21 protein-coding genes are annotated in these 24,462 nt (G+C 33.8%); 6 read left to right on the forward strand and 15 right to left on the reverse strand.

All coding sequences use genetic code 11. The features are described 5' to 3' along the window. Positions 1–112: 112 nt before the first annotated feature. Positions 113–955, forward strand: coding sequence for a DUF2911 domain-containing protein (locus tag J8M14_RS21080; protein WP_211076806.1), 843 nt, complete (start codon positions 113–115; stop codon positions 953–955). Between the two features lie 71 nt (positions 956–1,026). Here J8M14_RS21080 and J8M14_RS21085 read toward each other — a convergent pair whose 3' ends face one another. Next, positions 1,027–2,013 (reverse strand): Gfo/Idh/MocA family oxidoreductase, encoded by a 987-nt coding sequence (locus J8M14_RS21085; protein ID WP_211076807.1) that lies wholly within the window; start codon positions 2,011–2,013, stop codon positions 1,027–1,029. 234 nt (positions 2,014–2,247) lie between these two features. Between J8M14_RS21085 and J8M14_RS21090 the strand changes: the two genes are divergently transcribed. Beyond that, entirely contained in the window at positions 2,248–2,586 is a 339-nt protein-coding gene (locus tag J8M14_RS21090) for a hypothetical protein (RefSeq protein WP_211076808.1), read from the forward strand. An 86-nt stretch (positions 2,587–2,672) separates the two neighbouring features. On the opposite strand, the gene J8M14_RS21095 is transcribed toward J8M14_RS21090, so the two are convergent. The 4 genes from J8M14_RS21095 to J8M14_RS21110 all read right to left on the reverse strand — a co-directional run bounded on the left by J8M14_RS21095 (position 2,673) and on the right by J8M14_RS21110 (position 10,767). Further along, complete coding sequence (locus J8M14_RS21095; RefSeq protein WP_211076809.1) at positions 2,673–4,382, reverse strand: sodium:solute symporter; 1,710 nt, start codon at positions 4,380–4,382, stop codon at positions 2,673–2,675. Between the two features lie 176 nt (positions 4,383–4,558). After that, the gene (locus J8M14_RS21100; RefSeq protein WP_211076810.1) at positions 4,559–7,057 is read right to left on the reverse strand and encodes a PIG-L family deacetylase; all 2,499 of its coding nucleotides are present in this window, start codon (positions 7,055–7,057) and stop codon (positions 4,559–4,561) included. 217 nt (positions 7,058–7,274) lie between these two features. Beyond that, on the reverse strand, positions 7,275–8,582 hold the full coding sequence (locus tag J8M14_RS21105) for a hypothetical protein (protein ID WP_211076811.1): 1,308 nt from the start codon (positions 8,580–8,582) through the stop codon (positions 7,275–7,277). A gap of 13 nt (positions 8,583–8,595) precedes the next feature. Next, positions 8,596–10,767 (reverse strand): DNA mismatch repair protein MutS, encoded by a 2,172-nt coding sequence (locus J8M14_RS21110; protein WP_211076812.1) that lies wholly within the window; start codon positions 10,765–10,767, stop codon positions 8,596–8,598. A gap of 87 nt (positions 10,768–10,854) precedes the next feature. Between J8M14_RS21110 and J8M14_RS21115 the strand changes: the two genes are divergently transcribed. Next, positions 10,855–11,520 carry a uracil-DNA glycosylase gene (locus J8M14_RS21115; protein ID WP_211076813.1) on the forward strand — a complete coding sequence of 222 codons (666 nt, stop codon included), beginning with the start codon at positions 10,855–10,857 and terminating at the stop codon, positions 11,518–11,520. Between the two features lie 2 nt (positions 11,521–11,522). On the opposite strand, the gene J8M14_RS21120 is transcribed toward J8M14_RS21115, so the two are convergent. The 8 genes from J8M14_RS21120 to J8M14_RS21155 all read right to left on the reverse strand — a co-directional run bounded on the left by J8M14_RS21120 (position 11,523) and on the right by J8M14_RS21155 (position 18,041). Further along, positions 11,523–11,696, reverse strand: a complete 174-nt coding sequence (locus tag J8M14_RS21120) for a hypothetical protein (RefSeq protein ID WP_211076814.1) — start codon at positions 11,694–11,696, stop codon at positions 11,523–11,525. 545 nt (positions 11,697–12,241) lie between these two features. Next, a complete protein-coding gene (gene tnpA, locus J8M14_RS21125) occupies positions 12,242–12,697 on the reverse strand; it encodes an IS200/IS605 family transposase (protein WP_211076815.1) in 456 nt (151 codons plus the stop codon). Between the two features lie 121 nt (positions 12,698–12,818). Next, complete coding sequence (locus tag J8M14_RS21130; RefSeq protein WP_211076816.1) at positions 12,819–13,409, reverse strand: hypothetical protein; 591 nt, start codon at positions 13,407–13,409, stop codon at positions 12,819–12,821. Between the two features lie 114 nt (positions 13,410–13,523). Then, the gene (locus J8M14_RS21135) at positions 13,524–14,375 is read right to left on the reverse strand and encodes a substrate-binding domain-containing protein (RefSeq protein ID WP_211076817.1); all 852 of its coding nucleotides are present in this window, start codon (positions 14,373–14,375) and stop codon (positions 13,524–13,526) included. 478 nt (positions 14,376–14,853) lie between these two features. After that, positions 14,854–15,726, reverse strand: a complete 873-nt coding sequence (locus J8M14_RS21140) for a nucleoside phosphorylase (protein ID WP_211076818.1) — start codon at positions 15,724–15,726, stop codon at positions 14,854–14,856. Between the two features lies 1 nt (position 15,727). Then, entirely contained in the window at positions 15,728–16,666 is a 939-nt protein-coding gene (locus J8M14_RS21145; RefSeq protein ID WP_211076819.1) for a DUF1835 domain-containing protein, read from the reverse strand. 2 nt (positions 16,667–16,668) lie between these two features. Further along, positions 16,669–16,998 (reverse strand): translation initiation factor, encoded by a 330-nt coding sequence (locus tag J8M14_RS21150; RefSeq protein ID WP_211076820.1) that lies wholly within the window; start codon positions 16,996–16,998, stop codon positions 16,669–16,671. A 92-nt stretch (positions 16,999–17,090) separates the two neighbouring features. Then, on the reverse strand, positions 17,091–18,041 hold the full coding sequence (locus tag J8M14_RS21155) for an isopenicillin N synthase family oxygenase (protein ID WP_211076821.1): 951 nt from the start codon (positions 18,039–18,041) through the stop codon (positions 17,091–17,093). A 254-nt stretch (positions 18,042–18,295) separates the two neighbouring features. On the opposite strand from J8M14_RS21155, the gene J8M14_RS21160 reads away from it, so the two are divergent. Beyond that, positions 18,296–20,302, forward strand: coding sequence for a dehydrogenase E1 component subunit alpha/beta (locus J8M14_RS21160; protein ID WP_211076822.1), 2,007 nt, complete (start codon positions 18,296–18,298; stop codon positions 20,300–20,302). Positions 20,303–20,406: 104 nt separating this feature from the next. Here the strand turns inward: J8M14_RS21160 and J8M14_RS21165 are convergent, their stop codons facing one another. Next, positions 20,407–20,940 (reverse strand): hypothetical protein, encoded by a 534-nt coding sequence (locus J8M14_RS21165; RefSeq protein ID WP_211076823.1) that lies wholly within the window; start codon positions 20,938–20,940, stop codon positions 20,407–20,409. Between the two features lie 401 nt (positions 20,941–21,341). Between J8M14_RS21165 and J8M14_RS21170 the strand changes: the two genes are divergently transcribed. Together J8M14_RS21170 and J8M14_RS21175 are read left to right on the forward strand one after the other, a co-directional pair. Then, positions 21,342–22,496 carry a hypothetical protein gene (locus J8M14_RS21170; protein WP_211076824.1) on the forward strand — a complete coding sequence of 385 codons (1,155 nt, stop codon included), beginning with the start codon at positions 21,342–21,344 and terminating at the stop codon, positions 22,494–22,496. A gap of 200 nt (positions 22,497–22,696) precedes the next feature. Further along, positions 22,697–23,770, forward strand: coding sequence for a hypothetical protein (locus tag J8M14_RS21175; protein ID WP_211076825.1), 1,074 nt, complete (start codon positions 22,697–22,699; stop codon positions 23,768–23,770). 105 nt (positions 23,771–23,875) lie between these two features. Here J8M14_RS21175 and J8M14_RS21180 read toward each other — a convergent pair whose 3' ends face one another. Further along, positions 23,876–24,457: a hypothetical protein gene (locus tag J8M14_RS21180; protein WP_211076826.1), complete on the reverse strand. Its 582-nt coding sequence runs from the start codon at positions 24,455–24,457 to the stop codon at positions 23,876–23,878. Positions 24,458–24,462: the final 5 nt, after the last annotated feature.

Genomic DNA, 24,462 nt, shown 5'->3' on the forward strand with positions numbered 1-24,462 from the left:
GCAAATATAACATTACTTATTTTAAGTTTTTGTTAACTCTTAATACAGAGGTAATCCTTTATTTTCGTTCCATAATTTACTACTAAAACAATTCTTAACTAAATTAAACACCATGAAAAAAATCGTCTTATTTCTTTCTGTAGCTCTATTATCTTTAAATATAGAAGCACAAGTAAAAGTACCACAACCTAGTCCATTTGCAAAAGCAGAACAAGTGATTGGATTAACAGATGTCGCTATAGAATATTCTCGCCCGAGCATGAAAGGAAGAACCATTTTTGGAAACTTAGTACCTTATGATAAGTTATGGAGAACAGGAGCCAATAAAAACACTCAGATCACTTTTGGAGATGATGTAAAAGTTGATGGTAAAGAACTTAAAAAAGGAACATATGCTATTTTTACTAAACCAGGTAAGGAAAACTGGGAGGTAATTTTCTATAGTGATGCAGAAAACTGGGGAACTCCTCAAAAATGGGATGATGCTAAAGTGGCTGCAAAAACTACAGTTAAGGCAACTGAGATACCATTCAATGTAGAGACATTTACTATTATGTTTAGTGACTTTACTATGGATTCTGCAAAAATTAACTTTGTTTGGTCAAATATAGAAGCTGCAGTAAAGATCGAAGTTCCTTCTAAAGATAAAGCTTTGGCTAGTATCAAACAGGTGATGTCTGGACCATCTCCAAATGATCACTATCAAGCAGCAGTATTTTATAAAGATCTAAAAGAATTCGATAAAGCTAAAAAGCATATTGATAAAGCAATCGCAGGGCGTGAAAAGCCAGCATTCTGGTATCATAGACAACAATCTTTAATTTATGCAGGAACAGGTGATAAGCCTGGGGCAATAAAAGCTGCTAAGACATCTTTAAAACTAGCAGAGGAAGCAGGAAATGCTGACTATGTTAAATTAAACAAAGACTCTCTTGCAGAGTGGGGAGCAAAATAAACACTCTTTTTCACACACATATACAAAAATCATTTAGGAAACGCTCTGAGTATTCAGGGCGTTTCTTGTTTTTAATGATTATCATAATACAATCCAATTCTTTCTCGAACAGTGTCTAATAATTTAATAAGATGTAAACTCTTCCTAAAAGTCATTAGAGTACTTTCCGTTCTATTCTGAAGTAACATTTCTTGTACATGAATTGCTTCAAAACTATATCCATTGGTACTTACCATAAATTCTTTGAGTTCTGAAACATCATTTTTAATAACAGTGACAGATGAAGGTTCGTGAAAACGGCTATTGATCACAATAGTACCTTTTTCTAGCTCTATAATAGCTTCAGTTGCTGTTTTTTGAGTAATTGCACTGAATAGTCTGGCTGTAGTTCCGTTTTTATATTGAAGCTCCATAGTACAGGTTTCATCAACTTCGGTATTACCAAAAAAAGCTTCGGCCTTTATATCATCTGGGTATCCTAAAATACTTAAAGCTGCAAATAGAGGATAAATGCCTACATCTAATAAACTTCCACCACCGAGGTCTTTATTAAACAATCTGCTTTCTGGATTAAAAGTACTGTCAAAACCAAAATCAGCAGTTATGTTTTTTACATCGCCAAGCTCTTTAGAAGTTATTAAATCTAAAGCATACTGATAATGGGGTAAGAAATAGGTCCAAAGTGCTTCCATAAGAAAAACCTTTTTCTGTTTTGCTACAGCGATCATCTCTTCAACCTGCTTTATGTTCATAGCAAAGGGTTTTTCACACAACACAGCTTTGCCTTGGTGAATACACATCAAAGTATTCTGGTAATGGAAAACGTGAGGAGTAGCTATGTAAACAACTTCAATATTGGGATCTTTACTCAATTCTTCATAACTACCGTAACAAGCTGAAGTTTCATATGTATGACCAAATTCTTCTGCTTTTCCTAGATTTCTACTAGCGACAGCTTGCAGTTTTGCATTGGGTATAGTAATTAAATCTTCTGCAAATTTATGTGCAATTTTACCACATCCAATAATGCCCCATTTGATGATTTTTTTATTATTCATTTTGCTGATTTTGATTGTTTTGTTGATGATTAAAAGTATATAAAGAGTAATTCTTTTTGTGTTTTTATGATGTAATCGAACCTAATTAGTTGTTAAATTTTATGCTTATCGCAAAATTTTGGTTGTTTTTTTGAATAAAACAAAAATATATGCTGTTTGTGTGTAACTAATTGATAATAAGTGTAATATTTTATATATTTAATAGATATACTCACCTAAAACCCAACCACAATCATGAGAAACCGTGTCATCACAAAAGATTCCCCAAACCAGCAAACCAATTATCTAAGATTAAGTAGAATGGGAAACGAACTCTCTTCTATGCTTTCAGAATTACATTCATATCGATGTGAACCTTGTACTCCGGATATGCACGAACAATATATGGAACTAAATCATAACGGGCTTAAGTTAAAACAGACGATAAATCAAACAACTCATTTGGTCAAAAATGTTTCTGAACGCTCAAATGATGTTAATAGCAATAAAGAAATTAATGGAATCATTGAAAAATACAATAGGTTTCAAAAGCACCTTTCTTCATATTTATCAGAAGCTGTTGTACATCATTAGGTTTTTGTTTTATAATTTAAAAATAGTCCCGCCCGATACGTATAAATATCGGGCTTTTTTATTTGATAAAATATTTCAGATAATGCTTATGTAGTATATTCAGGTTTACTAGTATTGGTTGTTGGTATGAATAACTGTAAGACAATGGCTAAAAATATGACCACACCGCAACCTAATGCATTCAACCAAAGAAAGGGAAGCCAATCTTGCCACCATACATAAATAACTATTACTTGTGTTAGTAGTGCGGCTACAAAAGTAGCGTTGCTGTGTACAAATTTAATAAAGAAGGCAAGTAAAAATATGCCCAGCACATTTCCGTAGAAAATAGAGCCGATAATATTCACTAATTGAATAAGGTTATCAAACAGATTAGCAAAACAGGCCACCAGAATTGCGAGTATTCCCCAGACTAGTGTAAAAACTTTAGAAGCAACTACATAATGTTGGTCACTTTTTTCTTCAGTAACATTACGTTTATAAAGATCAATAGCAGTGGTAGACGCCAAAGCATTTAATTCTGAAGCTGTTGAAGACATTGCTGCTGATAAGATTACAGCCAATAACAAACCAATTAATCCTTTTGGTAAATTGTTTAGTATAAAGTGTATAAAAACATAATCCTTGTCGTTAGTTTCTACATCAGGATCTGCTTTTTTAACGATAGTTTTTGCTTGTTCTCTAATATTTTCTTCAGCCTCATTAAAACTTTGTAGAGCCACTCTATTTTTGACATCAAAAGCTTCCCCCATTTCCTTTTCAACCATCCATTGTTTGATGAGTTTTTCTTTTGAGTTTTGAATCTGTAATAATTCAGTTTCCAAAGTATTATATTCTTTATTATACTCAGAAATTTTTACTGCTTCTTTAGCGGCCGGGTTAAAGTTAACAGGAGTAGGGTTAAATTGATAAAAAACAAAAACCATTACACCAACCATCAGAATAAAGAACTGCATAGGCACTTTGAGCAAACCATTAAATAATAATCCTAATTGACTTTCTTTGATAGATTTACCTGATAAATAACGTTGTACCTGACTTTGATCCGTACCGAAGTAAGAAAGCATCAAAAAGGTTCCTCCTAAAATCCCAGTCCAAACTGTATATCTATTATTTAGATCAAAAGAAAAATCCAAAACTTCCATTTTTCCACTGGCTCCGGCAATGTCCAGAGCTTTAGAGAAGGTAATATCATCAGGGAGATAACTTATGATCAAGCCAAAAGCGATAAACATGCCAGTAAATATTACTGCCATTTGCTGTTTTTGAGTAACACTCACGGCTTTAGTTCCGCCAGAAACGGTATAGATAATTACTAAGATACCGATGATGATATTAAGAGTGGTAAGATCCCATCCTAACACCGCCGACAATATAATTGCCGGAGCAAAAATAGTTATCCCTGCACCTAACCCTCTTTGAATCAAAAATAGAATAGCTGTTAGTGTACGAGTTTTAAGATCGAACCTGCTTTCAAGATATTCATATGCGGTATATACTTTTAGTTTATGATACAATGGAATAAAGACTAAACAAATAATCACCATTGCGATTGGAAGCCCAAAATAAAACTGTACGAAACCCATTCCACTGTGAAATGCCTGGCCTGGAGTAGACAGAAAAGTAATCGCACTGGCTTGTGTGGCCATTACAGACAATCCAATGGTCCACCATTTAGCCTCATTACCACCACGAATATATTCCTGAACATTTTTGCTACCCTGGGTTTTCCAGGTTCCGTATAAAACAATGAATAATAAGGTTCCAATGAGTACTATCCAATCTATAGTTTGCATATTCTAGAGCGAAAATGAGTTAATGAAAAAATGAGTTAATGAGTGATGATCTTTTAGGAATATTTATTGGTAATCAAATAGAATAATAAAATATAGATCACATTAGCAATTAATACAGCTGTGTACCATTTTTTCCAGATGATTTTATCTTTTTGCGTATCCATGAAAACTTCAGTTTATTTTCCTAAAGATAGTAAGTTTGCAAATAGGCGATAAGCCCCGGAAACTCCAGCAGGAAACTCTCTAAAAAAGCTTAATCCGGTATATACGTAATATCCTTTTCCGTGTTTAGCTACTAATAAAGGACCTTTCTTTAAGGATTCTCCTTTATCTTTGGAGGCTAGTATTGCAGTATATTCATCAGACCATTCATTAGGAAAGTATAATCCTCGTTCTTGTACCCAACCCTTGAAATCATTAGTTGTTATTTTGTTGGGCGTGTTTAATACCGGATGCTCAGGTGCTAAAAAGGTGATCTCTGCGTTTTCATCAGTAACGCGATCTCTTGATAATTTTAAAGGATATGGTCCAAGATCATCTTTTACTTTTAGTCTATGGCTAGTATTATATTGTACAATTAAATTTCCTCCATTTTTGACATATTCCAGAAGATGTTGTTGCTTAAACTTTAATTCTTCTATGGTGTTATAAGCTCTAATACCTATAACAATAGCATCAAAGGGTTTTAATGTTTCTGGAGAAATGTTTTCAGGATCTATGGTAGTCACTTTATATCCGATTTGTTGTAAGCTTTCGGGGACCACATCACCAGCACCTTCAATATAACCTATGTTCTGTCCTTTTTTTTGAACATCCAGACGAACCACTTTAGTTTCAGAAGGTAATATAACGGTCTGAGATGGGATATGCTCATATTCTATAGTAATGACTTCATCATTATATTCGTTTCCTTCAAATTGAATGTTTGGAGAAATGTATCCTTCACTCTGAGTTGCGGGAGCAGTTAACGTAAAAACTACTGTTTTTTCTTCTCCTTTTTGTGACAAACTGAAATCTATATTATCAGGAGTTACCTGCCATTCTTCAGGGTGTAATAAAGAAATACTTCCGTTTATGTTAGCTTTTCCTGCTTTAATAGTAACAGGAATTTGTTTTGAAGGTCCATTAGCATATATAATAACCTTATCTTTTATACTGGCTGATACCGCCGGAATAATTTCAAAGGGTTTATACACTTCTCCTTTCACAGGATCATTAGTTTTATATACTATATCTTTTTCATAAGTAAGTACAGTTTCGTCAAAAGCCACATCAAAAATAGCTTTTATTTGATGCTTTGTCTCCGGCGTACCGATCAGTTTTTGATCTTTTACAGCATACATTCCTAAAGTACCTTTTTCTTTTAACCAATAAGCACTAGTATAAGCTGCATTAGCAGGAATAGTTCCCTTTAATTCGTAATTCTTTCTAACATTATTTTCTAAAGATTCTCCGTAGTTTTCTATAATTCTAAGGCTAGGAATCTGTACTGATTTTAATTTAATAGATGTGTTGCTACGATTAATAGCTTCAATATTTAAGCTAACATCACTATTTCTGGTAGTTGTTATTTCTTTGGAAACCGCTTCTAGATATAACCCGGACGCAGCTGCTATGATTTCTTTAATTTCTTTAGATTTGATAGTTTTCCAATGCTTATCTTCTAGCTTTTCTATAAGTTGATACGCTTTAATTAATTGAGGAATAGAAGCCGCTGGGTTTTTAAAATCAAAGTCTTTTTGGACCTGATATAAAATATCTCCAATAGCTTTTCCACCTTTTACTCGGTTCCAGGAAGTATCAACTCCTTCAAATATATCAGTTTTATCTGTTGGTAACTCTCCTTTTATCAATTCAATGTATTCGGTTTGAGTTCCACGAGAACCAGTACTTCCGAATCCTTGTGATTTATGCTGACTACGACTTAACGAAGCAATTTCTGTATTAGAAAGCCCAAGAGTAGGGTAGTATACTCCGGTTTCTAGTGACAATAATTTAGATTTATCAGCTTTTTCGAACTTTTCTCTACTACCATAAAACCACCAGGATGTATTAAAAAATAATCGAGTTGGTTTCCAGGTGTCTACATATTTTAATTGACCCGGATATACCGTTTTATCATCAACCATATCAAATGCTTCTACACTAAGCATTGCAGAAGAAGTATGATGGCCATGAGTTGATCCAGGTGTTCTATGATTAAAACGATTGACAATTACATCGGGTCTAAACTTGCGTATTGCCCAAATTACATCGCCTAATACTTCTTTTTTATCCCAAATCCCTAATGTTTCATCCGGATGTTTAGAATATCCGAAATCGTTAGCCCTGGTAAACATTTGTTCTCCACCATCTGTTCTGCGTGCTGCTAATAATTCTTGCGTTCTTATAACTCCTAATAATTCTCTTATTTCCGGCCCAACTAGATTTTGTCCACCGTCACCTCGAGTCAATGATAGATAAGCAGTTCTGGCTTTAACCTGATTAGCCATATATGAAATGAGTCGTGTGTTTTCATCATCCGGATGCGCTGCAACATAGAGCACTGAACCTAAAAAATTTAGCTTTTTTATAGCTTCATGTATTTCTACTGAATTTGGTTTTTGAGGTTGCTGTGCTTTAGTAGTTATTGGTAATAGTAAAGAAATACTAATTACTAGAAGTAATTTTCGCATGATTATAGGTGCAATTTTTAGTTCAATTTCACCAAATATATAAAAGTAATACTGTCAGAATTGTGGTTTAAGGATACTTTAACTAAGTGAAACTCCATTTTGAAAAGTATGGATTATACATTCAAAATTATATGTCGAACTTATCTCACTTAACAGTTGGGACCTTTATTTTAGTCTGAATTTAGAATCAAAATCATATTGATTATCAGATGGAGTATTAACGCTCTTTTGATTTATAGATCAACCCGAGCAAAGAGCCTAAAAGCACAGTTATAGCAATGGTTGGTTTAGCTCCAAAAGCTGCTAAACCAATAAGTAAACCTGATACTCCACCAATTACACTAGCAATAAATCGACCACTGTTTTTCTTTTGTCTAATAACATATATCATAGGGATTGAAAGTGTCATTCTTAATGCAGCTCCAACGATAGTGATATCAACAATGCTTTTCCAAAATAAAGCTATGACACTTGATGATATAATTACTACAATTGTGGTAATACGTAATTTATTTACTTTGTTTTCTTGTTTAGTATTAAAAATAGTATGCGATGCCACCGCAAATACAGAAGTATCAGCTGTACTCATTAAACCTGCAAAAAATAACACTAATAATAAAGGTATTAAGGACTGGTTCAACAGGTTTTTCATGGCGTAAACGAAAACTGTATCGGGATCCAATGAAGGATTTTGGGCATACACAGAGAGTCCGATCAAAAGCAATAAAAAAGCAATCCCCAAAACAGGAATAATGGCTAATCCCATACCTTTTTTTAGTGATTTCTCATCTTTGGCAGCATAACAAAGTTGATAACGATCGGCCAGCCCAAAAACAGATAACCCACCATATAATATTAGACCAATGATGCTACCAATTTTTACATTTTCTGTTGTAGAAACATTTAATACAGAACTAAAACTAGTTCCATTAAACAAACTGTAAATCAAAAGCCCTAGAAAGCATATAATAATCAATCCTTGTAGTACGTCTGTAATGATTACCGCTTTAAAACCTGATAATAATACATATATCATTACTACCAGAGCTGTTGTCAGCACGGCATATTCATAATTCATAATCTCAAAATATGCTATAATTTTGGCTCCTCCGGCTAGTGACAACAATACCCAAAAGAATTGCACCACCATTGTGGTGATATTAGTTATTGTAGTGGTTTTGTTATTTCCGGTTACATAACCGGGTAAGTCTCCTTGCGTATAAAAATTACCGGATAGTGAAAGTCTTTTTATTCTTGGAGCTGCCCAGAAAGCAAATAAGAGATAACCTACTACAGAGCCAATGGACATGGCAAAAAGACCCCAACCGAATTTATATGCATATCCTGTATAAGTAATCAGGGTACTGACTCCAATTGCACCAGCAAACTTAGAGAATAAGATAGTAAAACTACTTCGGTTTCTGCCACCGATGAGAAAATCCTCTGTAGTAGAAGAACGAGAAGCATAAACAGATAATCCAATAATTAATAGAATATATGAAATAAGGTATATGTAGATTTCCATTTTTGGATTTAGGTTATTTTTTGCGTTCTACAAATTCTAGTTGATCTACAGCTACATTGGTGGTGAAAATTCCATAATTCACTACTGCTTTTCCTTTTTCAATAGTATCAATGGTTCCCACAGATTTTCCATCAATCATTCTTACACGGTCACCAACTTTTAAAGCTACTTTTGGTTTTTGCTGTATTATTTTTTCCTCTTTCTTTTTTTCTTCCTTTTTCTTTTCGCGAATGACTTCGACCTTTTTCTCTACTTCTTTAACTATTTTCTTCTCTTTGGCTTTTTGTATATTTCTTTGTTTGGCAGATTGCTTCTTACGTTTAGAGTTTTCTACCTGAACAATTTTCATAAACTCATCAATTAAGTTCCTTTTCTTTTTATTGTTAAAGAACTTTTCACTCAGATCATCAATCTTTTGTCCAAGATAGATCAAACGCTGATTACTATCATATAGCTCTTGATAACTCTCTAGCTTTCGCTGAATACGTTCATTGGTTTTCTCCAAGCGTTCTTTTTCTTCTTCGGCTTTTTGTTCCTTTGTTTTTAGAGAAGAGGTTGTTTTTTGGAGTTTAGAACGCTCTTTCTGTAAATTGGCGATGCTTTTGTCAAAACGAATTTTACCTCGTTCAACTTTTTTCTTTGCTTTATTAATCAAGCTATAAGGAATACCATTTTTCTGCGCAACCTCAAAGGTGAATGAACTTCCAGCCTCACCAAGATGCAGTTTAAACAATGGTTCTAGGGTTCTGGCATCAAATAACATATTAGCATTAGTCATTTCGGGTAACTCATTCGCCAGCATCTTTAGATTTGCATAATGTGTGGTAATGATTCCAAAAGATTCTCGTTCATAAAAAACTTCAAGAAAAGCTTCTGCTAGAGCTCCTCCTAATTCTGGGTCACTTCCTGTTCCAAACTCATCGATTAGGAATAAAGTTTTGTCATTACATTTCCTAAGAAAGTAATTCATATTCTTTAATCGATAGCTATATGTGCTAAGATGATTCTCTATAGATTGATTATCTCCAATATCTGTCAATATAGTATTGAATAGGCACATTCTGCTATATTCATGCACAGGAATTAGCATTCCGCTTTGTAACATGATCTGCAGTAAACCAATTGTTTTTAATGTAATACTTTTTCCTCCGGCATTTGGTCCCGAAATAACAATAATTCGGTTGTTTTGTGATAAGGAAATAGTCTGCGGAAATGTTTTTTCTCCTTTTTCTTTATTCGTAAGATAGAGCAGGGGATGATATGCATCTTTTAGAGTTAGCTCTCTATTCTTAGAGATTTTAGGTAATACTCCATTAAGCTTGTTTGCATATTTAGATTTGGCAGCTACTACATCTATATCACTTAGATATTCCTGATATTGCTGTAAAAGCTCAGAAAACGGACGAAGTTTATTGGTGAGTTCTTTTAATATTTTTACAACTTCTTCTCGTTCTTCATACTGTAGATTGGATAACTCACGACTGAATTGAAGTGTGGCTTCAGGTTCAATATAGACAATACTCCCGGTTTTAGAATTCCCCATAATCGCACCTTTTACTTTTCGGCGATACATGGATTTTACTGCCAGCACTCTGCGATTATCTACCACACTTTCTTTAATGTCATCTAGATATCCAAGGCTATTATATCGAGTAAGGTCTTTACCAAAGCTACCATTTAGTTTCCCTTGTACTTGGTTGATATCTCTTCTTAAATTCTGAAGAACAGGAGAAGCATTATCTTTTACTTCTCCAAATTTGTCCAGAACTGCTTCAATAAGATTGATAATCTCTTTGGTAAAAGGAGTTTCTGTGGAAGTTTGAAAAAGAACAGGATACAATTCATGATACTTCTTGAAAAAACTTAATAATCCGTTAGTTGTAGTACTTATAGAAATTAATTTCTTAAGGTTAAAAGCCTCTAAAAATGTATTTTCAATTCCTAGTAACTGAAGTTCTTTATCAATACTATCAAATCCATGATTGGGGATTCGTGCATCATTAAGATAAGAAGATTTATATTCTGATACTTGACTAAGAGCAGTATGCAATTGATCTTCTGATCCAAAAGGAGTGATGTTCAATGCTTTTTGGATACCATAATCTGTATTGCACAACTCAGAGACGTGATTGAGAACAGTTCCAAATTCAAGGTCGTCAAGTGTTTTTTTAGAAATCCGAATCATACTTTGTTTTACCCTATTTTTGGGTTATCTTCCGTCGTTTTTTAAGCAAAGCAAAAGTACATAAATACTACAATTTTTGTTATACCTATGAATGTAAATATTGAACCGGGTTGGAAAACCCAACTTCATGAGGAATTTGAGAAGCCTTATTTTACAAATCTGGCTGATTTTGTTAAAACAGAATATAAAAATACGACCTGTTTCCCTAAAGGTCCGGAAATATTTGCTGCCTTTGATCATTGTCGGTTTGATGATCTCAAAGTAGTAATTATTGGCCAGGATCCTTATCATGGAGTGGGACAAGCTAATGGCTTATGTTTTTCAGTAAATGATGGTATTGATAGTCCTCCATCACTAATCAATATTTTTAAGGAAATAGAAACAGATCTGGGGATTCCTTTTCCGTCAAGCGGAAATTTGCAACGTTGGGCAAAACAAGGAGTCTTATTATTAAATGCTACTTTGACAGTGAGAGCGCATCAAGCTGGATCACATCAAAATAAAGGTTGGGAACAATTTACGGATGCGGTAATTAAAACGGTTTCTGATCAAAAAGAAAATGTAGTGTTTTTACTTTGGGGAGGCTATGCGAAGAAAAAGGGAGCAAAGATAGATACTAAAAAGCATTGTGTGTTAACAAGCGGGCATCCATCACCATTAAGTGCCAATAGGGGATATTGGTTTGGTAATAAGCATTTTAGTAAAACAAATTCATATCTAAAGAAAACACAACAAACTGCAATTGATTGGTGAAATTATGCAGCTTCTGGAATATTGGATGATTTTGTTTTAGCAACTTCAGCTTCGTGAAGATTTGTTCTTTTAGCTTTTACCTTCTTTTTATCAGCATCTACAGACTGCATGCTGAATTTTAATAAAATGAAGTTAAAAGCTATCAGTCCGCCTAAAATTAATAAAAAAGTAGCCATAATTGATTTGTTAGTTAATTATTAGATATAGCATGAATAAAATGGTTGCGCCATATGTTAATAACTTATTCTTTTTTAGGGGTAGGCACGGCAAATGTACAAAAATATTTCAGTTAAACTGTATGGTTATGCCGTATAAGATGTATTATTAATTATTTGTTAATAATTCCAGGGTTAAAAATGTAATATCTATTGAATTTTAATAAAATCAATTCATTATTCATACCTGCTTGTATATTAAACGTTTGGATAAAGGAATACCCTACCCTAAAGAATAGACTTTATTCATGAGTTTAATTGTTTACACAAGAAAATGGTAAAATAAGTGTATTAAAATCCCAGGGCAAACCCTGGACTCTAAAAATCGACCCAAGGGCCGAGGTCTTAAACTAAAGACCCCGCTGAAAAAGCGGGGTTAGCCTGCCTGCAATCCGCCAGGTAGGCAGGTTCAACTAACTATTTTGAACGCTTTGCTACGCAATTTTTCAAAATATAGTTTAACTAATAGTAAATGATCCTCGGGGCAAGCCCACGAGGCATTAGTTTTAGAATAATCTTAATTGTCTGTTGATGTGAAGAATCTCATATTCCTGTTCTTTACCTTGATTCTTTACATACTCTGCTATCACCTTTTCATTACTATGTTGACCAACTGTATTAATATAAAAACCACTACCCCAAAATGCACCGCCCCATAGAGCTCTTTTTACTCCAGGTGCTTTAGAAAATATCTCTCGTGCTGTTAAACTCTTTATTGTCCTCGCTATTTTGGTGGGACTATATGTTGGAACACTTTGAACTAAAAAATGAACATGATCCTTGTCTGATCCTATCTCTAAAAAATGTATCTCATATCTGTCTTGAATATCCAAACAGGTTCTCTTTAAAATACGATCTACTTTTGGACTCAAAACCATACGCCTATATTTAGTTGAACAAACTAAATGATAGAGCAACATAGAAACATTATGACTCTTGTGTATATGAATACTTGGGCTCACGCCCAAAGATTACTATTTTTTTCATACGAGGCAAGCCTCGGGGTATTTACCCGGTAGAGAATAAAAACGGTTCTAAAAAAGTTTTAGAACCGTTTACTATTTGTTTTTTGTACAAAGATTATTAGAATCTATATCCTATATATAAATTAGGTCTGGCTACAATTTCTGGGCTTTCATTACTAAATAGATTTCGTCCTAAACCAAATCCAACATCAATTACAAAACCACCTCTGGTAACAAATTTTCCTCCGACTCCAAAACCTAGAGCAAAATCTGAATATTCTTCTTCTACATCAACAAAACTAATAAATCCGGTATCGGTATCTATGATTTGTCTTTCGTTATCATGTTCTCCAGAAGAATACATCCCGAAAGCTTCTACATAAAAACCTCGAGCCACTCGATCACCTATATAATATTTAAACTTTCCTGTTAAAGCGAATTCCTTATCAAAAATATCATCAGTATCAATCCAATCATCATTTTCATCTTCATCATCTGCTAATCTATAGAATACATCTACTCCAAAAGATGTATTATCATTTAGTATTCTTTCGTAACCTACATCCAGAGCTCCAAAAGCTACTAAATTAAACGGGTTAATACCGAAATCATTTTTCTTGATATCTCTACGCGGTAAACCAGAATCATCCTGTGCAAACCCACCCTGGGATATTAATACAATTGCTAATAGTGCGAAAATTTTTTTCATTTTGTTTAGATTGTTTTTTGTTTTCCTTAGTGTAGCAAAAAGTCTGCCACGATTATTTGTTAGGTTATAATTGTTAATCTTAGGAATAAGATGTAATCATAGTAAAAAGGTTGCTTATAATGCAAAAATTAATTCTTTAGGATCTACTTTTTCTTCAATGATATTAAGTATATGCAATTGATCCTGAACTTTCTTTAGAATTTCTGGTTGGATTTGCGATTGGCTCCATTCTGTGATTTCCAGCCATTTTCGGATATCTTCTAATTGTTGATCATATCGATGTGATAGTGTTCTATCTATACTAGGTATTTTCTTAAAATCTGCTGTGGTAGTATTGATGATATCTAAAATTGTTTTTATTTCTTCGTTTTTGGTTTTTAAAACCTCTTCTCTAACAGCAATCACAAAACAAGGCCAGGGAGTAGGGCAGTCGGCGACTCTTCTAAATGTTCCTTTATCTACCAACGGTTTGGTGGTAAAATGCTCCCACATAAAGTAATCCGCATTTCCGTTAGTCAACCCTTCAATAGCACCATCTAGATTTTTAATCACTTCGAATTTTAGGGTAGAAGTATCCCAACCTTCGTTTTGGGCATTTACATAAGCCATAAGATGTGATCCGGACCCATACCTACTGATAGCGGCTTTGGTGTTTTGTAAATCAGAAAGGTTTTGGTAGTTGGAGTTAGCGCTTACATGAATTCCCCATATTAATGGAGTATCTATATAAGTTTGTACAATTTTACTTGGATTACCGGCTATGATATCTTTTACAATACCCTCAGTAAGAATTATGGCTATATCTATATCTGCATTTCTTAATGCCTCGCACATAGCTCCGGTTCCTCCGGGAAAATCTATCCAATCTAATTGTATATTGTTTTTTAAGTAACTTCCGTCCTCTATAGTAAGGTGCCAGGGTAGATTAAAATGTTCTGGGACACCACCAATTTTTATAGTATGCATATTTACTTTTTTTAAGCTAAAAAGTTAAAAATTGTGTATTTTATCGATTATTTGTGTTTTTTATCGTGTAAATTGAATTATTTGTTTTATATTTGGAATGTAATTCTGATAAAAGAAATAGTTTTACTCAAGTTTTAATCCAAATAAAAACAAAATTACTATGAAAAAGAATTTTTTAAAGAACAAAAACGCTCAAGTAAAGGTTGCAAAATTAAAAAGTAACCCTTTAGAGAACGGGATTGTTATATTTGTTGGGTTATTGTTATTAACAAATTTCCTAATAAGCCTTAAAATTTTATTTGGTTAGAATTTCTTTAAAACGATGAATACTTTTTAGGTATTCTCTAAATATAATATTAAAAAAGGATGGACATTGCTCCATCCTTTTTTATTTAGTTACTTGATTCTTTTATAATTTATTTTTAAAATTACAATCGAATACACTATTTGGATGTAATAACTTCATATTTTTTTAGCGTTAAATTCTCTTAATCTTATCTAAGGTGTACCGTATAAGGCGATCTACAGCTTTTTTTGGATTTTGGCTAAATGTTCCTGTAGCACGATTCGCAAGAACTACGTTCATAGATACTGCTCGATGACCAAGAAGTTTTGCCATTCCATAAATTCCGGCAGTTTCCATTTCCAGATTGGTTATCTTTTTATCTGCGTATACAAAAGAAGCGATCTTTTCATTTAGTTTAGCATCAGAAGTGGGCAGTCTTAGTACTCTTCCCTGAGGTCCATAAAAACCAACATTGGTAATCGTAAATCCTTTTTGGGTTTCATCACTCTGCATATGTCTCCCTAGCTTTTTATCAAAAGTTACCACATAGGGCGCTGACTTGTTAGAATCCCAATCTAAGTGTTTGATTAGGGGGGCAGAAATCTGAGGAAACTGTACATGCGAACTATCATAGAAGTGAAGAAGACTATCAAAACCAATAGCTACCTCAGAAACAATAAAACTATCTACAGCAATATCTGCTTGTATAGCTCCGGTGGTACCAATTCTAATAATATCTAATGAAGTATGATTTTGTTTAATATTTCGTGATGTGAAATCTATATTAGCCAAAGCATCCAATTCATTAAACACAATATCTATATTATCGGTACCGATACCAGTAGAGATGACAGTAATTCTTTTTCCTTGGTATGTTCCAGTTTGGGTATGGAATTCTCTTTTTTGGATTTTGAATTCTATGTTGTCAAAATACTGTTTAACCTGATCTACACGATCTGGATCACCAACCGTAATAACTGTTTCAGCTAGATGTTCCGGTTTAAGATTTAGATGGTATATGCTTCCATCTTGATTAAGAATAAGTTCTGATTCGGCTATGGCCATATTATAATTTTAAAAGGGTATGAGATTCATTATTATAGAGGTAGTCGTATTTTTTGACGCCACCATAATGCCAATCCAATTTTTGAGTATTGTAGAAGTTCTTTTTATGTTTTAATGCCAATTTACCTCTTTCTGATAGTACCAGACGATCTTTAGTTTGATCCAAAAACTGAAAAAGTCGTGCGATAACACGTTTCATTTGCATATCGCCATACCCATAATACCCTTGATATTCTAGGGCATATCCCATAAGTTGTCTGATATTTTTGATTTGGTACTTTTCTACCATTTCCAGAATATTATGTTCTAATACATTTAGGCCGGTAAGCATATTTGGAAAACGTTGTAAATGTGCTCTTAGGCTAATAGATAAATATTCAAAAGAAGAATTTCTTTTAATCTGCCCAGCAATTTTTTTCGGATTAGATTCACAATATAACGTCCATACATAATCAGCAAACTCCAGGTCGTCAATATCTAATAGTATTTTGTTTTTGTAATGGCTTTTTAGTTGAGCATCGGTAAGTTCGCAGAGTCCCATTAACTTTTTTCCGTTCTCAATTCTTCCACTACACACTAGATATACAGGAATGTCTTTTACTTCTTTACGCAGTAAAATACTAAGAGCAGCTATCATATTGATTTGACAGAAGAGATCATATTCAAACCACAGTATAATTTCATCATATTGCTGAAGGTCATCAAACTTTTTTAGTTGTGAGACAAACTTTTCTTCATAATCAGAATGATCAATTCTGTAGTATCTTTTCAGAAAATCCTCTCTTTTCTTAATAGAATCTTCTCCTTCTACTTTATGGCAGGTTGGACCCTCACAAAGCATTTCTCGCCAAACCAGAAACTCACCATCGACCAGCTGCATTTCTTTTAGTCGATCGGTAAGACTATCCCCATTAGTGATATGTAACGTTTTTGTTTCCAAAATTATCCTCCTACTCGTTTTACTTTGAACCCCTTTTCTTTCAGTATATTCATAATCTGATCTCGATAATCTCCTTGGATAATGATGCGATCATCTTTAAAGCTTCCACCAACACTTAGGGTGGTTTTTAGTTCTTTGGCTAGTTTTTTAAAATCTTCATCTGCTCCGGTATACCCTTCGAGTATGGTAATTGGTTTTCCCTTTCGTTTTTCATATTTGCAGATGATAGGATCATCCTGTATCCATATTCCTTTTTCAGTCTCTTTAATCTGTTCTTCCTCTTCGACTTTATGATCAGGAAAAAGGTTTTTTAGTTGGTCTTGTAAATCCATTTGATTTAATGAATTAATGATGTTAATGAATAAATGATCTAATGGGGTTTTTGATGCGACTTGTGTTTATAATAAAAAGTACTGATTAGTAATTATTTCTTAATTAATCCGATTTCTACCAATCTTTGATGTAAGAATTCGCCAGCTGTGATGTCATCATATTGTTTAGGATTATCCTCAGTAATACATTCTTCCAGACAATTCAGCTTCATATCACTTCTGGGATGCATAAAAAACGGGATAGAGTATCTTGGTTTTCCCCATTGTTCTTTAGGAGGGTTAATCACTTTGTGTATCGTAGATCTTAATTTATTATTAGTATGGCGTTCTAACATATCCCCAACATTAATCACCAATTCATCTTCTTTTGGGATTGCATCTATCCATGCTCCATCTTTACGTTGTACCTGTAGCCCTCCGGTAGAAGCCCCCATTAATAAGGTAATAAGATTGATATCTCCATGAGCTCCGGCACGAACTGCTCCTTTAGGTTCTTCAGTAATAGGAGGATAGTGGATAGGTCTTAGAATACTATTGCCATTACTTGCCCAATGGTCAAAATAATGCTCGTCGATCCCGATATAAAGTGCTAAGGCTCTTAGTACATAAATACCGGTTTTCTCCAGCATTCGATATGCTTCCATTCCAGTTACGTTAAAATCCTTTAGTTCATTTACAATAACATTAGGAGGGTATTCTTCGATTAGATTGGCATCTGCATCAGGTTCCTGACCAAAATGCCAGAATTCCTTAAGATCACCTTCTTTTTTACCTTTAGCGTGTTCTTTTCCAAAAGAAGTATAACCGCGTTGTCCACCAAGGCCTTCGATTTCGTATTTTTCCTTAGTATCAACTGGTAAAGCAAAAAAGGCCTTTACTTCTTTGTATAAATTGTCTACAAGTGTGTCACTTAGAAAATGGTTTTTTAAGGCCACAAAACCAATTTCTTCGTATGCCTTTCCAATTTCGTTAACGAATTTCTGTTTGCGCGATGGATCATCAGACAAAAAATCAGCCAAATCTACGCTTGGTATATTATTCATAGTGTGAGTCATTATATTGAAGAACTAAAATAGTTGTATTTGCTGTAAAAAGTATAATAGTTCTCCAAAAATTTCAACATTTTTCGGATATAAATCATTTTACTTGATTCTGAATATATGGTTCTAAAATCATAGTAAATTTAACTAATTCATAGATTTGTTTAGTTTAAATTAACAACTACTTAATAATATTGTCTAAACGACATGGTATTCTGAACGAAAAATAATTACATTTACTCCATTAATTTTCTTTTATGGATCATATTTCTAAGGAAAAATCACAGCTACAATTTGATAAGCTAACATCTGATCATGATGTATTGATTTCATTATATCACAATATGCTAACACCAAGGCTTATTGAAGAAAAAATGTTGGTATTGCTCCGCCAGGGAAAAATATCCAAATGGTTTAGTGGTATCGGTCAGGAAGCCATATCAGTAGGAGTAACATCTGCATTAGAAAAAGATGAATATATCTTGCCTATGCACCGTAATCTGGGTGTATTTACCACCAGAGGTATTCCGTTATATCGATTGTTTAGCCAATGGCAAGGCAAGGCTAATGGTTTTACCAATGGCCGTGATCGTTCTTTTCATTTTGGTACTCAGGAGTATAATCTTGTCGGAATGATATCACATCTTGGTCCTCAGATGGGGGTTGCATGTGGTATTGCACTGGGTAATCTTTTGAAAAAGAATCATAAAGTTATAGCTGTATTTACAGGAGAAGGAGGAACCAGTGAAGGTGATTTTCATGAGGCGTTGAATGTAGCTTCAGTTTGGAGCCTACCAGTGTTATTCTGTATTGAGAATAATGGATACGGATTATCTACCCCAACTAGTGAACAATATAACTGCCAGCATCTGGCAGATAGAGGATTGGGTTATGGTATCGAGTCTCATATCATTGATGGTAATAATATACTAGAGATATATCATAAGGTAAGTGAACTGGCCAAAAGTGTTAGAGAAAATCCACGTCCGATACTAATTGAGTTTAAAACTTTTAGGATGCGAGGTCACGAAGAAGCTAGTGGAACTAAGTATGTACCGCAAGAACTTATGGATCATTGGCAGGCAAAGGACCCTATAGAAAACTATAAAGACTATTTATACGAGCAGGGTGTTATTACAGAAACAAAAGATCTGGAAAAACGTTCAGCGATTAAATCAGAAATCGAATCACACTGGAAGCAGGCTAAAGAAGAACGTACTGTAGCGGTCGATTTGGATACAGAATTGAAGGATGTTTATAAGGGATTTTATTATACAGAGAAACAACCAAGTTCAACTACTAATGAACTTCGGTTAATTGACGCAATTTCTGATGGGTTAAAAGAAGCGATGCAACGCAATGACAACCTGGTGATTATGGGGCAGGATATAGCAGAATATGGTGGTGTTTTTAAAATCACAGAAGGTTTTGTAGAAGCTTTTGGGAAGGAACGAGTTCGTAACACTCCGATTTGTGAGTCCGCAATTGTTTCTGCCGGATATGGATTAGCAGTAAATGATTATAAAGCTGTTGTGGAGATGCAATTTGCAGATTTTGTGTCTTCAGGATTTAATCCTATCATTAATCTGTTAGCTAAATCTAATTATCGTTGGGGGCAATCGGCTGATGTAGTGGTTAGGATGCCTTGTGGCGCAGGAGTAGGAGCAGGACCTTTTCATAGTCAGACCAATGAAGCATGGTTTACCAAAACACCTGGGTTAAAAGTGGTATACCCAGCATTTCCCTATGATGCCAAAGGGTTGTTAGCCACAGCTATTGAAGACCCAAATCCCGTATTGTTTTTTGAGCATAAAGCTTTATACAGAAGTATACGCCAGGAAGTGCCGGAAGGATATTATAATCTCCCTTTCGGGAAGGCATCTGTGTTACAGGATGGAAATGATATCACAATCATTAGTTATGGAGCAGGAGTTCATTGGGCATTAGAAGTATTAGGAAATAACAAAGAGATTTCTGCTGATTTGATTGACCTGAGAACCTTACAACCATTAGATACAGAAACCTTGTATCAATCAGTACAAAAAACCGGTAAGGCGATTATCTTACAAGAAGATAGCATGTTTGGCGGTATAGCTTCGGATATATCGGCTTTAATTATGGAAAACTGCTTCGAATACCTGGATGCACCGGTAAGGCGAGTGGCCAGTATAGAAACTCCAATACCTTTTGAACCTAATTTAGAAGCTCAATATTTGGCTAAAAATAGGTTTGAAAAAGAGTTGTTAGGATTATTAGCGTATTAGAAATAGAGTATTGAAAAGTAAGGGGTGAAAATACATTGAGCTTGATAAAGCTTATTGTTTAAGACCTTATCAAGCTCGTAGCTTTTATTTTTTTTACCTAAAAATTAATCTAATCGACATCCGGAAGAGTCAATTGTTGCCTGCTCAATTTTTGTAGTTTCAAATACAACAGTGTAGATATCTACATTTCCATTTTCCCTTATATATTTTATTATATGTTTTATTTCCAGTATTCCATCTTTTTCATAAGACAACACTTCGGTAGAGTCTGAATCAAATTCATCAGTAGTACTATTACTATCCAAAGATAGCATACCATCAGTAAGTATCCAGGACCAACAAAAACCACCAACACCGCTTGTTGGAGTTTTTTTCGATCTCCATTGAAGGGTTCCATTATCTGTATATGTAAACTCAGCTACTTCTTCTGTTGCCGTGAAATCTGTAATTCTATTTTGGTAATCAAATTCTCCATTAATTTCACGTGAATCAGTTCTAGTCAATACGTTATATACTCCAACCAGGTCTTCTTTTGCAATAATGATGTCAGTTTCTTCTATAATAATAGGACTGTCATCCTTGCTACAGGATACAGTGAATAGTGCAAGTGTAATAAATAGGGTAATGTAAATTTTCATAATTATTAAATAGTTTTATTTTGGGTTTACTTTTTTAGATTATTCAATCTTTTAATGATGCAAAAGTATAATGCTAAACTTTCCTAATAGTTGTCAAAAACTTATAAGTTTTGAGTGATCATTTCTAAATATAAAATTATGGCTATCAGAAAAGTTGGAAGAGTATTAACTTATGAAACACCTAAAAAACTTTATGAAATATAAGTTTCAGTTGCTAAAACGAATATTAATATTTTAATACAGATTTAAAGGGTAAATCCATATCAACCGGAGTATTTACATATTACTCTTAAGATACCCTTGTTTTCAGGGGTGTACAAAACAATAGGTTTTTGCATATTTGTTTTGTTTTTATATCAGATAGGGCTTATTTGGTATACCGGACTAAAACTATAAACTTTATGCAAACATCGGATACTAAGAAAACCTGGTTTCGAATTCTCGTAATCTTTAGCTGTATTATACTACTATTTACCAGCTTTACATTTTTTAAGGATCGGTATCTACATAAGAAAGAAGCAAAAGAAAATATAATAAGGGCCAAAAAGGATGTAATCAGAGACCTGGATTATCAGTATGCTAAATTAAAAAGCCTGGCTAGGTACTGGAGTACAATATATGCAAAAGTAACAGCGGTTCATAACAGAGATACTATAGAGCACCCTAATTATACAGTGGAAGGGTTAACGAGAAGACATAATGATATCCTTAGTTTTTTTGATCAATATGAAGAAGATCCATACCTAATGTATTATGTTACAGAAAGAGAACAATTGTCTGAAATTTATCCAATAGGGGATACTCTACGTTATCTTTTCAATACCTATAGATTAAAAGAAAAAATACCACAATATGTAGCCTCCTTAAATATGGCCTATACGGGTATAATGAATCATGTAAAGAAAACAGACTCTATATCCAGGTACAAGTTAATTTATGACCCTAAATTTTCTTCATATTTCTACTATTTGGATAAAATAGATAGAGTGCTTTATGAATTATTATTTGAGCAATATCCACAATCACTACACTACTTAATAAATGAAACAAAAGAATTTGAAAAAGAGGCTGTTGGTAGATTGATATATAGACAAACACAAGAATTAAATCGCCCATGGCCTCATCCGGATACATCAGAAATTGAAAGGCTTAGAAATCATATGGAAGGGGTCTTAGAGATAGAGGAAGATTCGCTAACCAACTATATCATAAAGAAAAACGGTAATAAGTTATTACTGTTGGTAAAAACTTCTCAGATATCAAAAGATGCTTCTGAAAAGTCAAAAAAAGAATATCTTAATGCGTTATATGAAGGAGTAAACAGCATAAAAGATGCACAAATTGACGAAGTATATCTATATGTAGAAATAGTAAATACAGAAACGCTGTTTGTGGATGATGTTTGGATTAAAACACCTTTACAGATTTATTTTGATCCATATGTTCCAGACGATCTCCCAAGGTTATTATCAGGTTTTTATACTGTAGACGCTTTTAAATACTACATAAAAGGTTCTTTTTCTTTACAGAACGCCTGGTATCCAAATAGAGAATGATATGCTCCCCTGATTTCAAAACATAAAATTTTTAAACAAAAGAAAAACACAGTTTATCATTATATATTTTCTCATCAAATACCCTTGTTTTCAGGGGTAAATATGACGATTTGTTTTTACACATTTGTAGAAGCAAACCACTACTTCTTTAGTAGTAAGTAAATATTAAAAATTATTTCAATTTAACGACTGTTGAGTTTATGAGAAAGTTATGTATATATATGATGATTTTAGTAATCATGATGCCATTTGTATCCTGTAAGTCAGACGATGATACTATTATTTCTGATGCTACCCCAGAAGTATTTGTTATTGGGTATGAAGATGATCCTATTGTTATTGACAAAGTAATGCTATTGGCTAATGGTATACCTGTAGAACTTTCTAGAAGTAATATTTCTGGTAGAAGCAGAGGTACAGATGTGTTTGTTAGTAATAATGATGTATACGTTTCAATTAATGAATTAGAGAATGACGTAGCTCATATTCTAAAAAATGGAATCCCTTTCTTAAAAACAGACCCATCAGAGCAAGCTACTATTAATAGTATTTATGTGTCGGGAGATGACGTCTATGCTTGTGGTCTAAGCTTTCTGAATGGTGTTGGTGTTGCTAGTTTATGGAAAAACGGAATACGTACCACTTTAGAAAATACGTTGAGTAACGCCTTATCTGTTTTTGTAGATGGAAATGATGTTTATGTTAGTGGTCTGATAAGAGATCAAACGGTAAATATAAGTAGAGCTATCTATTGGAAAAATGGAGTTGCCACGGTTTTAAATAATGAGGATTATCGTACAAATGCCTCCGGAATTGTGGCCAAAAACGGAAACGTTTACATTATAGGAGAAGGTTATGATCGTAATAGCCTTGCCAAGTATTGGGAAAATGGGATAGAAATTGATCTGAATAACGGAGAATCCTTTTATACAGCGGCAGAAAGCTTGTATGTCGATAATACGGATGTTTATATCGCTGGAAGTAATCCGTTAACAGTTACTAGTGGTGATCCAGCTCCTGCCTTATGGAAAAATGGAGTAATTTCATTTTTAGACGAACCCACTATCCAGGGACGCGCAGTAAGTGTCACGATTTATAAGGGTGATGTTTATGTGATGGGAATGACAGAAAAAATTCTTACAGAAGAAGAAGAAGGTAATATGGTTCCCGATGATCAAAGAATAAAAATTTGGCGAAACGGGCTGGAGTTTCAGAATATTCCTACTCCTATTAATAGTCGTATTACTGTCAATGCAATGGCGGTTAGGGATTAATCAAAATAGCAGATTCAGATTCTTTAGCAAACCATGAATTAGAGTACCCTTGATTTGTATGGTCTTATAATTAAATATGCGATATCTATGCCGTCAGACAAAGAACTACTTGCATTCCTTATTATAATATTCTACTATCTCTAAGATATTGCGTTTTTTATATTTTTTGTTCTTTATTTTTTCCACCAAAACAGGGCAATCTTCAAAATATTTGGAGGCTGCTTTTTTAAAATTAATGCTAAATAACCCTGAGGACCCCAGGTGGGTTACTTCTTTTTCCCCTTCTTTGCTCGCATAATAACCGCTGATAGAATGGTGATGGCCAAAACTGGGACCCATTCCAGTATCAGTGTATCCTTCTATAACTACTTTATATAGCGTTACTTTTTTTCCTTTGGCTACAACCCGTAATACCTTTCGCTCCAACTTGTCTTTTACTTTTTTGCGGACATAGGTATAGACGACATCTGTATCATAGACCATTACAGAATCCAGTTTGTCAAAACTATAATACACTCGTTTATGTTTTTTGGATTCCCTAAACTTAACATCACCATCATTAATGACCGTACCAAGACCTCTTAGTTTGATGCCATTTTTAAATATAAGGGTCGCATTTGTTTTTTGGCCATATGTTCCGATACCTGTAAGTATGGTAATAAGAAGTAGTAAAAATGTCTTTTTCATAAATC

The organism is Aquimarina sp. MMG016 (genome assembly GCF_018100805.1).
Taxonomy (GTDB): Bacteria; Bacteroidota; Bacteroidia; order Flavobacteriales; family Flavobacteriaceae; genus Aquimarina.

Bases quoted from the DNA above. Each gene is read 5' to 3' on its own strand.
- J8M14_RS21080 (WP_211076806.1), top strand. From the start codon at position 113: ATGAAAAAAATCGTCTTATTTCTTTCTGTAGCTCTATTATCTTTAAAT.
- J8M14_RS21085 (WP_211076807.1), bottom strand. From the start codon at position 2,013: ATGAATAATAAAAAAATCATCAAATGGGGCATTATTGGATGTGGTAAA.
- J8M14_RS21090 (WP_211076808.1), top strand. From the start codon at position 2,248: ATGAGAAACCGTGTCATCACAAAAGATTCCCCAAACCAGCAAACCAAT.
- J8M14_RS21095 (WP_211076809.1), bottom strand. From the start codon at position 4,382: ATGCAAACTATAGATTGGATAGTACTCATTGGAACCTTATTATTCATT.
- J8M14_RS21100 (WP_211076810.1), bottom strand. From the start codon at position 7,057: ATGCGAAAATTACTTCTAGTAATTAGTATTTCTTTACTATTACCAATA.
- J8M14_RS21105 (WP_211076811.1), bottom strand. From the start codon at position 8,582: ATGGAAATCTACATATACCTTATTTCATATATTCTATTAATTATTGGA.
- J8M14_RS21110 (WP_211076812.1), bottom strand. From the start codon at position 10,767: ATGATTCGGATTTCTAAAAAAACACTTGACGACCTTGAATTTGGAACT.
- J8M14_RS21115 (WP_211076813.1), top strand. From the start codon at position 10,855: ATGAATGTAAATATTGAACCGGGTTGGAAAACCCAACTTCATGAGGAA.
- J8M14_RS21120 (WP_211076814.1), bottom strand. From the start codon at position 11,696: ATGGCTACTTTTTTATTAATTTTAGGCGGACTGATAGCTTTTAACTTC.
- J8M14_RS21130 (WP_211076816.1), bottom strand. From the start codon at position 13,409: ATGAAAAAAATTTTCGCACTATTAGCAATTGTATTAATATCCCAGGGT.
- J8M14_RS21135 (WP_211076817.1), bottom strand. From the start codon at position 14,375: ATGCATACTATAAAAATTGGTGGTGTCCCAGAACATTTTAATCTACCC.
- J8M14_RS21140 (WP_211076818.1), bottom strand. From the start codon at position 15,726: ATGGCCATAGCCGAATCAGAACTTATTCTTAATCAAGATGGAAGCATA.
- J8M14_RS21150 (WP_211076820.1), bottom strand. From the start codon at position 16,998: ATGGATTTACAAGACCAACTAAAAAACCTTTTTCCTGATCATAAAGTC.
- J8M14_RS21155 (WP_211076821.1), bottom strand. From the start codon at position 18,041: ATGAATAATATACCAAGCGTAGATTTGGCTGATTTTTTGTCTGATGAT.
- J8M14_RS21160 (WP_211076822.1), top strand. From the start codon at position 18,296: ATGGATCATATTTCTAAGGAAAAATCACAGCTACAATTTGATAAGCTA.
- J8M14_RS21165 (WP_211076823.1), bottom strand. From the start codon at position 20,940: ATGAAAATTTACATTACCCTATTTATTACACTTGCACTATTCACTGTA.
- J8M14_RS21170 (WP_211076824.1), top strand. From the start codon at position 21,342: ATGCAAACATCGGATACTAAGAAAACCTGGTTTCGAATTCTCGTAATC.
- J8M14_RS21175 (WP_211076825.1), top strand. From the start codon at position 22,697: ATGAGAAAGTTATGTATATATATGATGATTTTAGTAATCATGATGCCA.
- J8M14_RS21180 (WP_211076826.1), bottom strand. From the start codon at position 24,457: ATGAAAAAGACATTTTTACTACTTCTTATTACCATACTTACAGGTATC.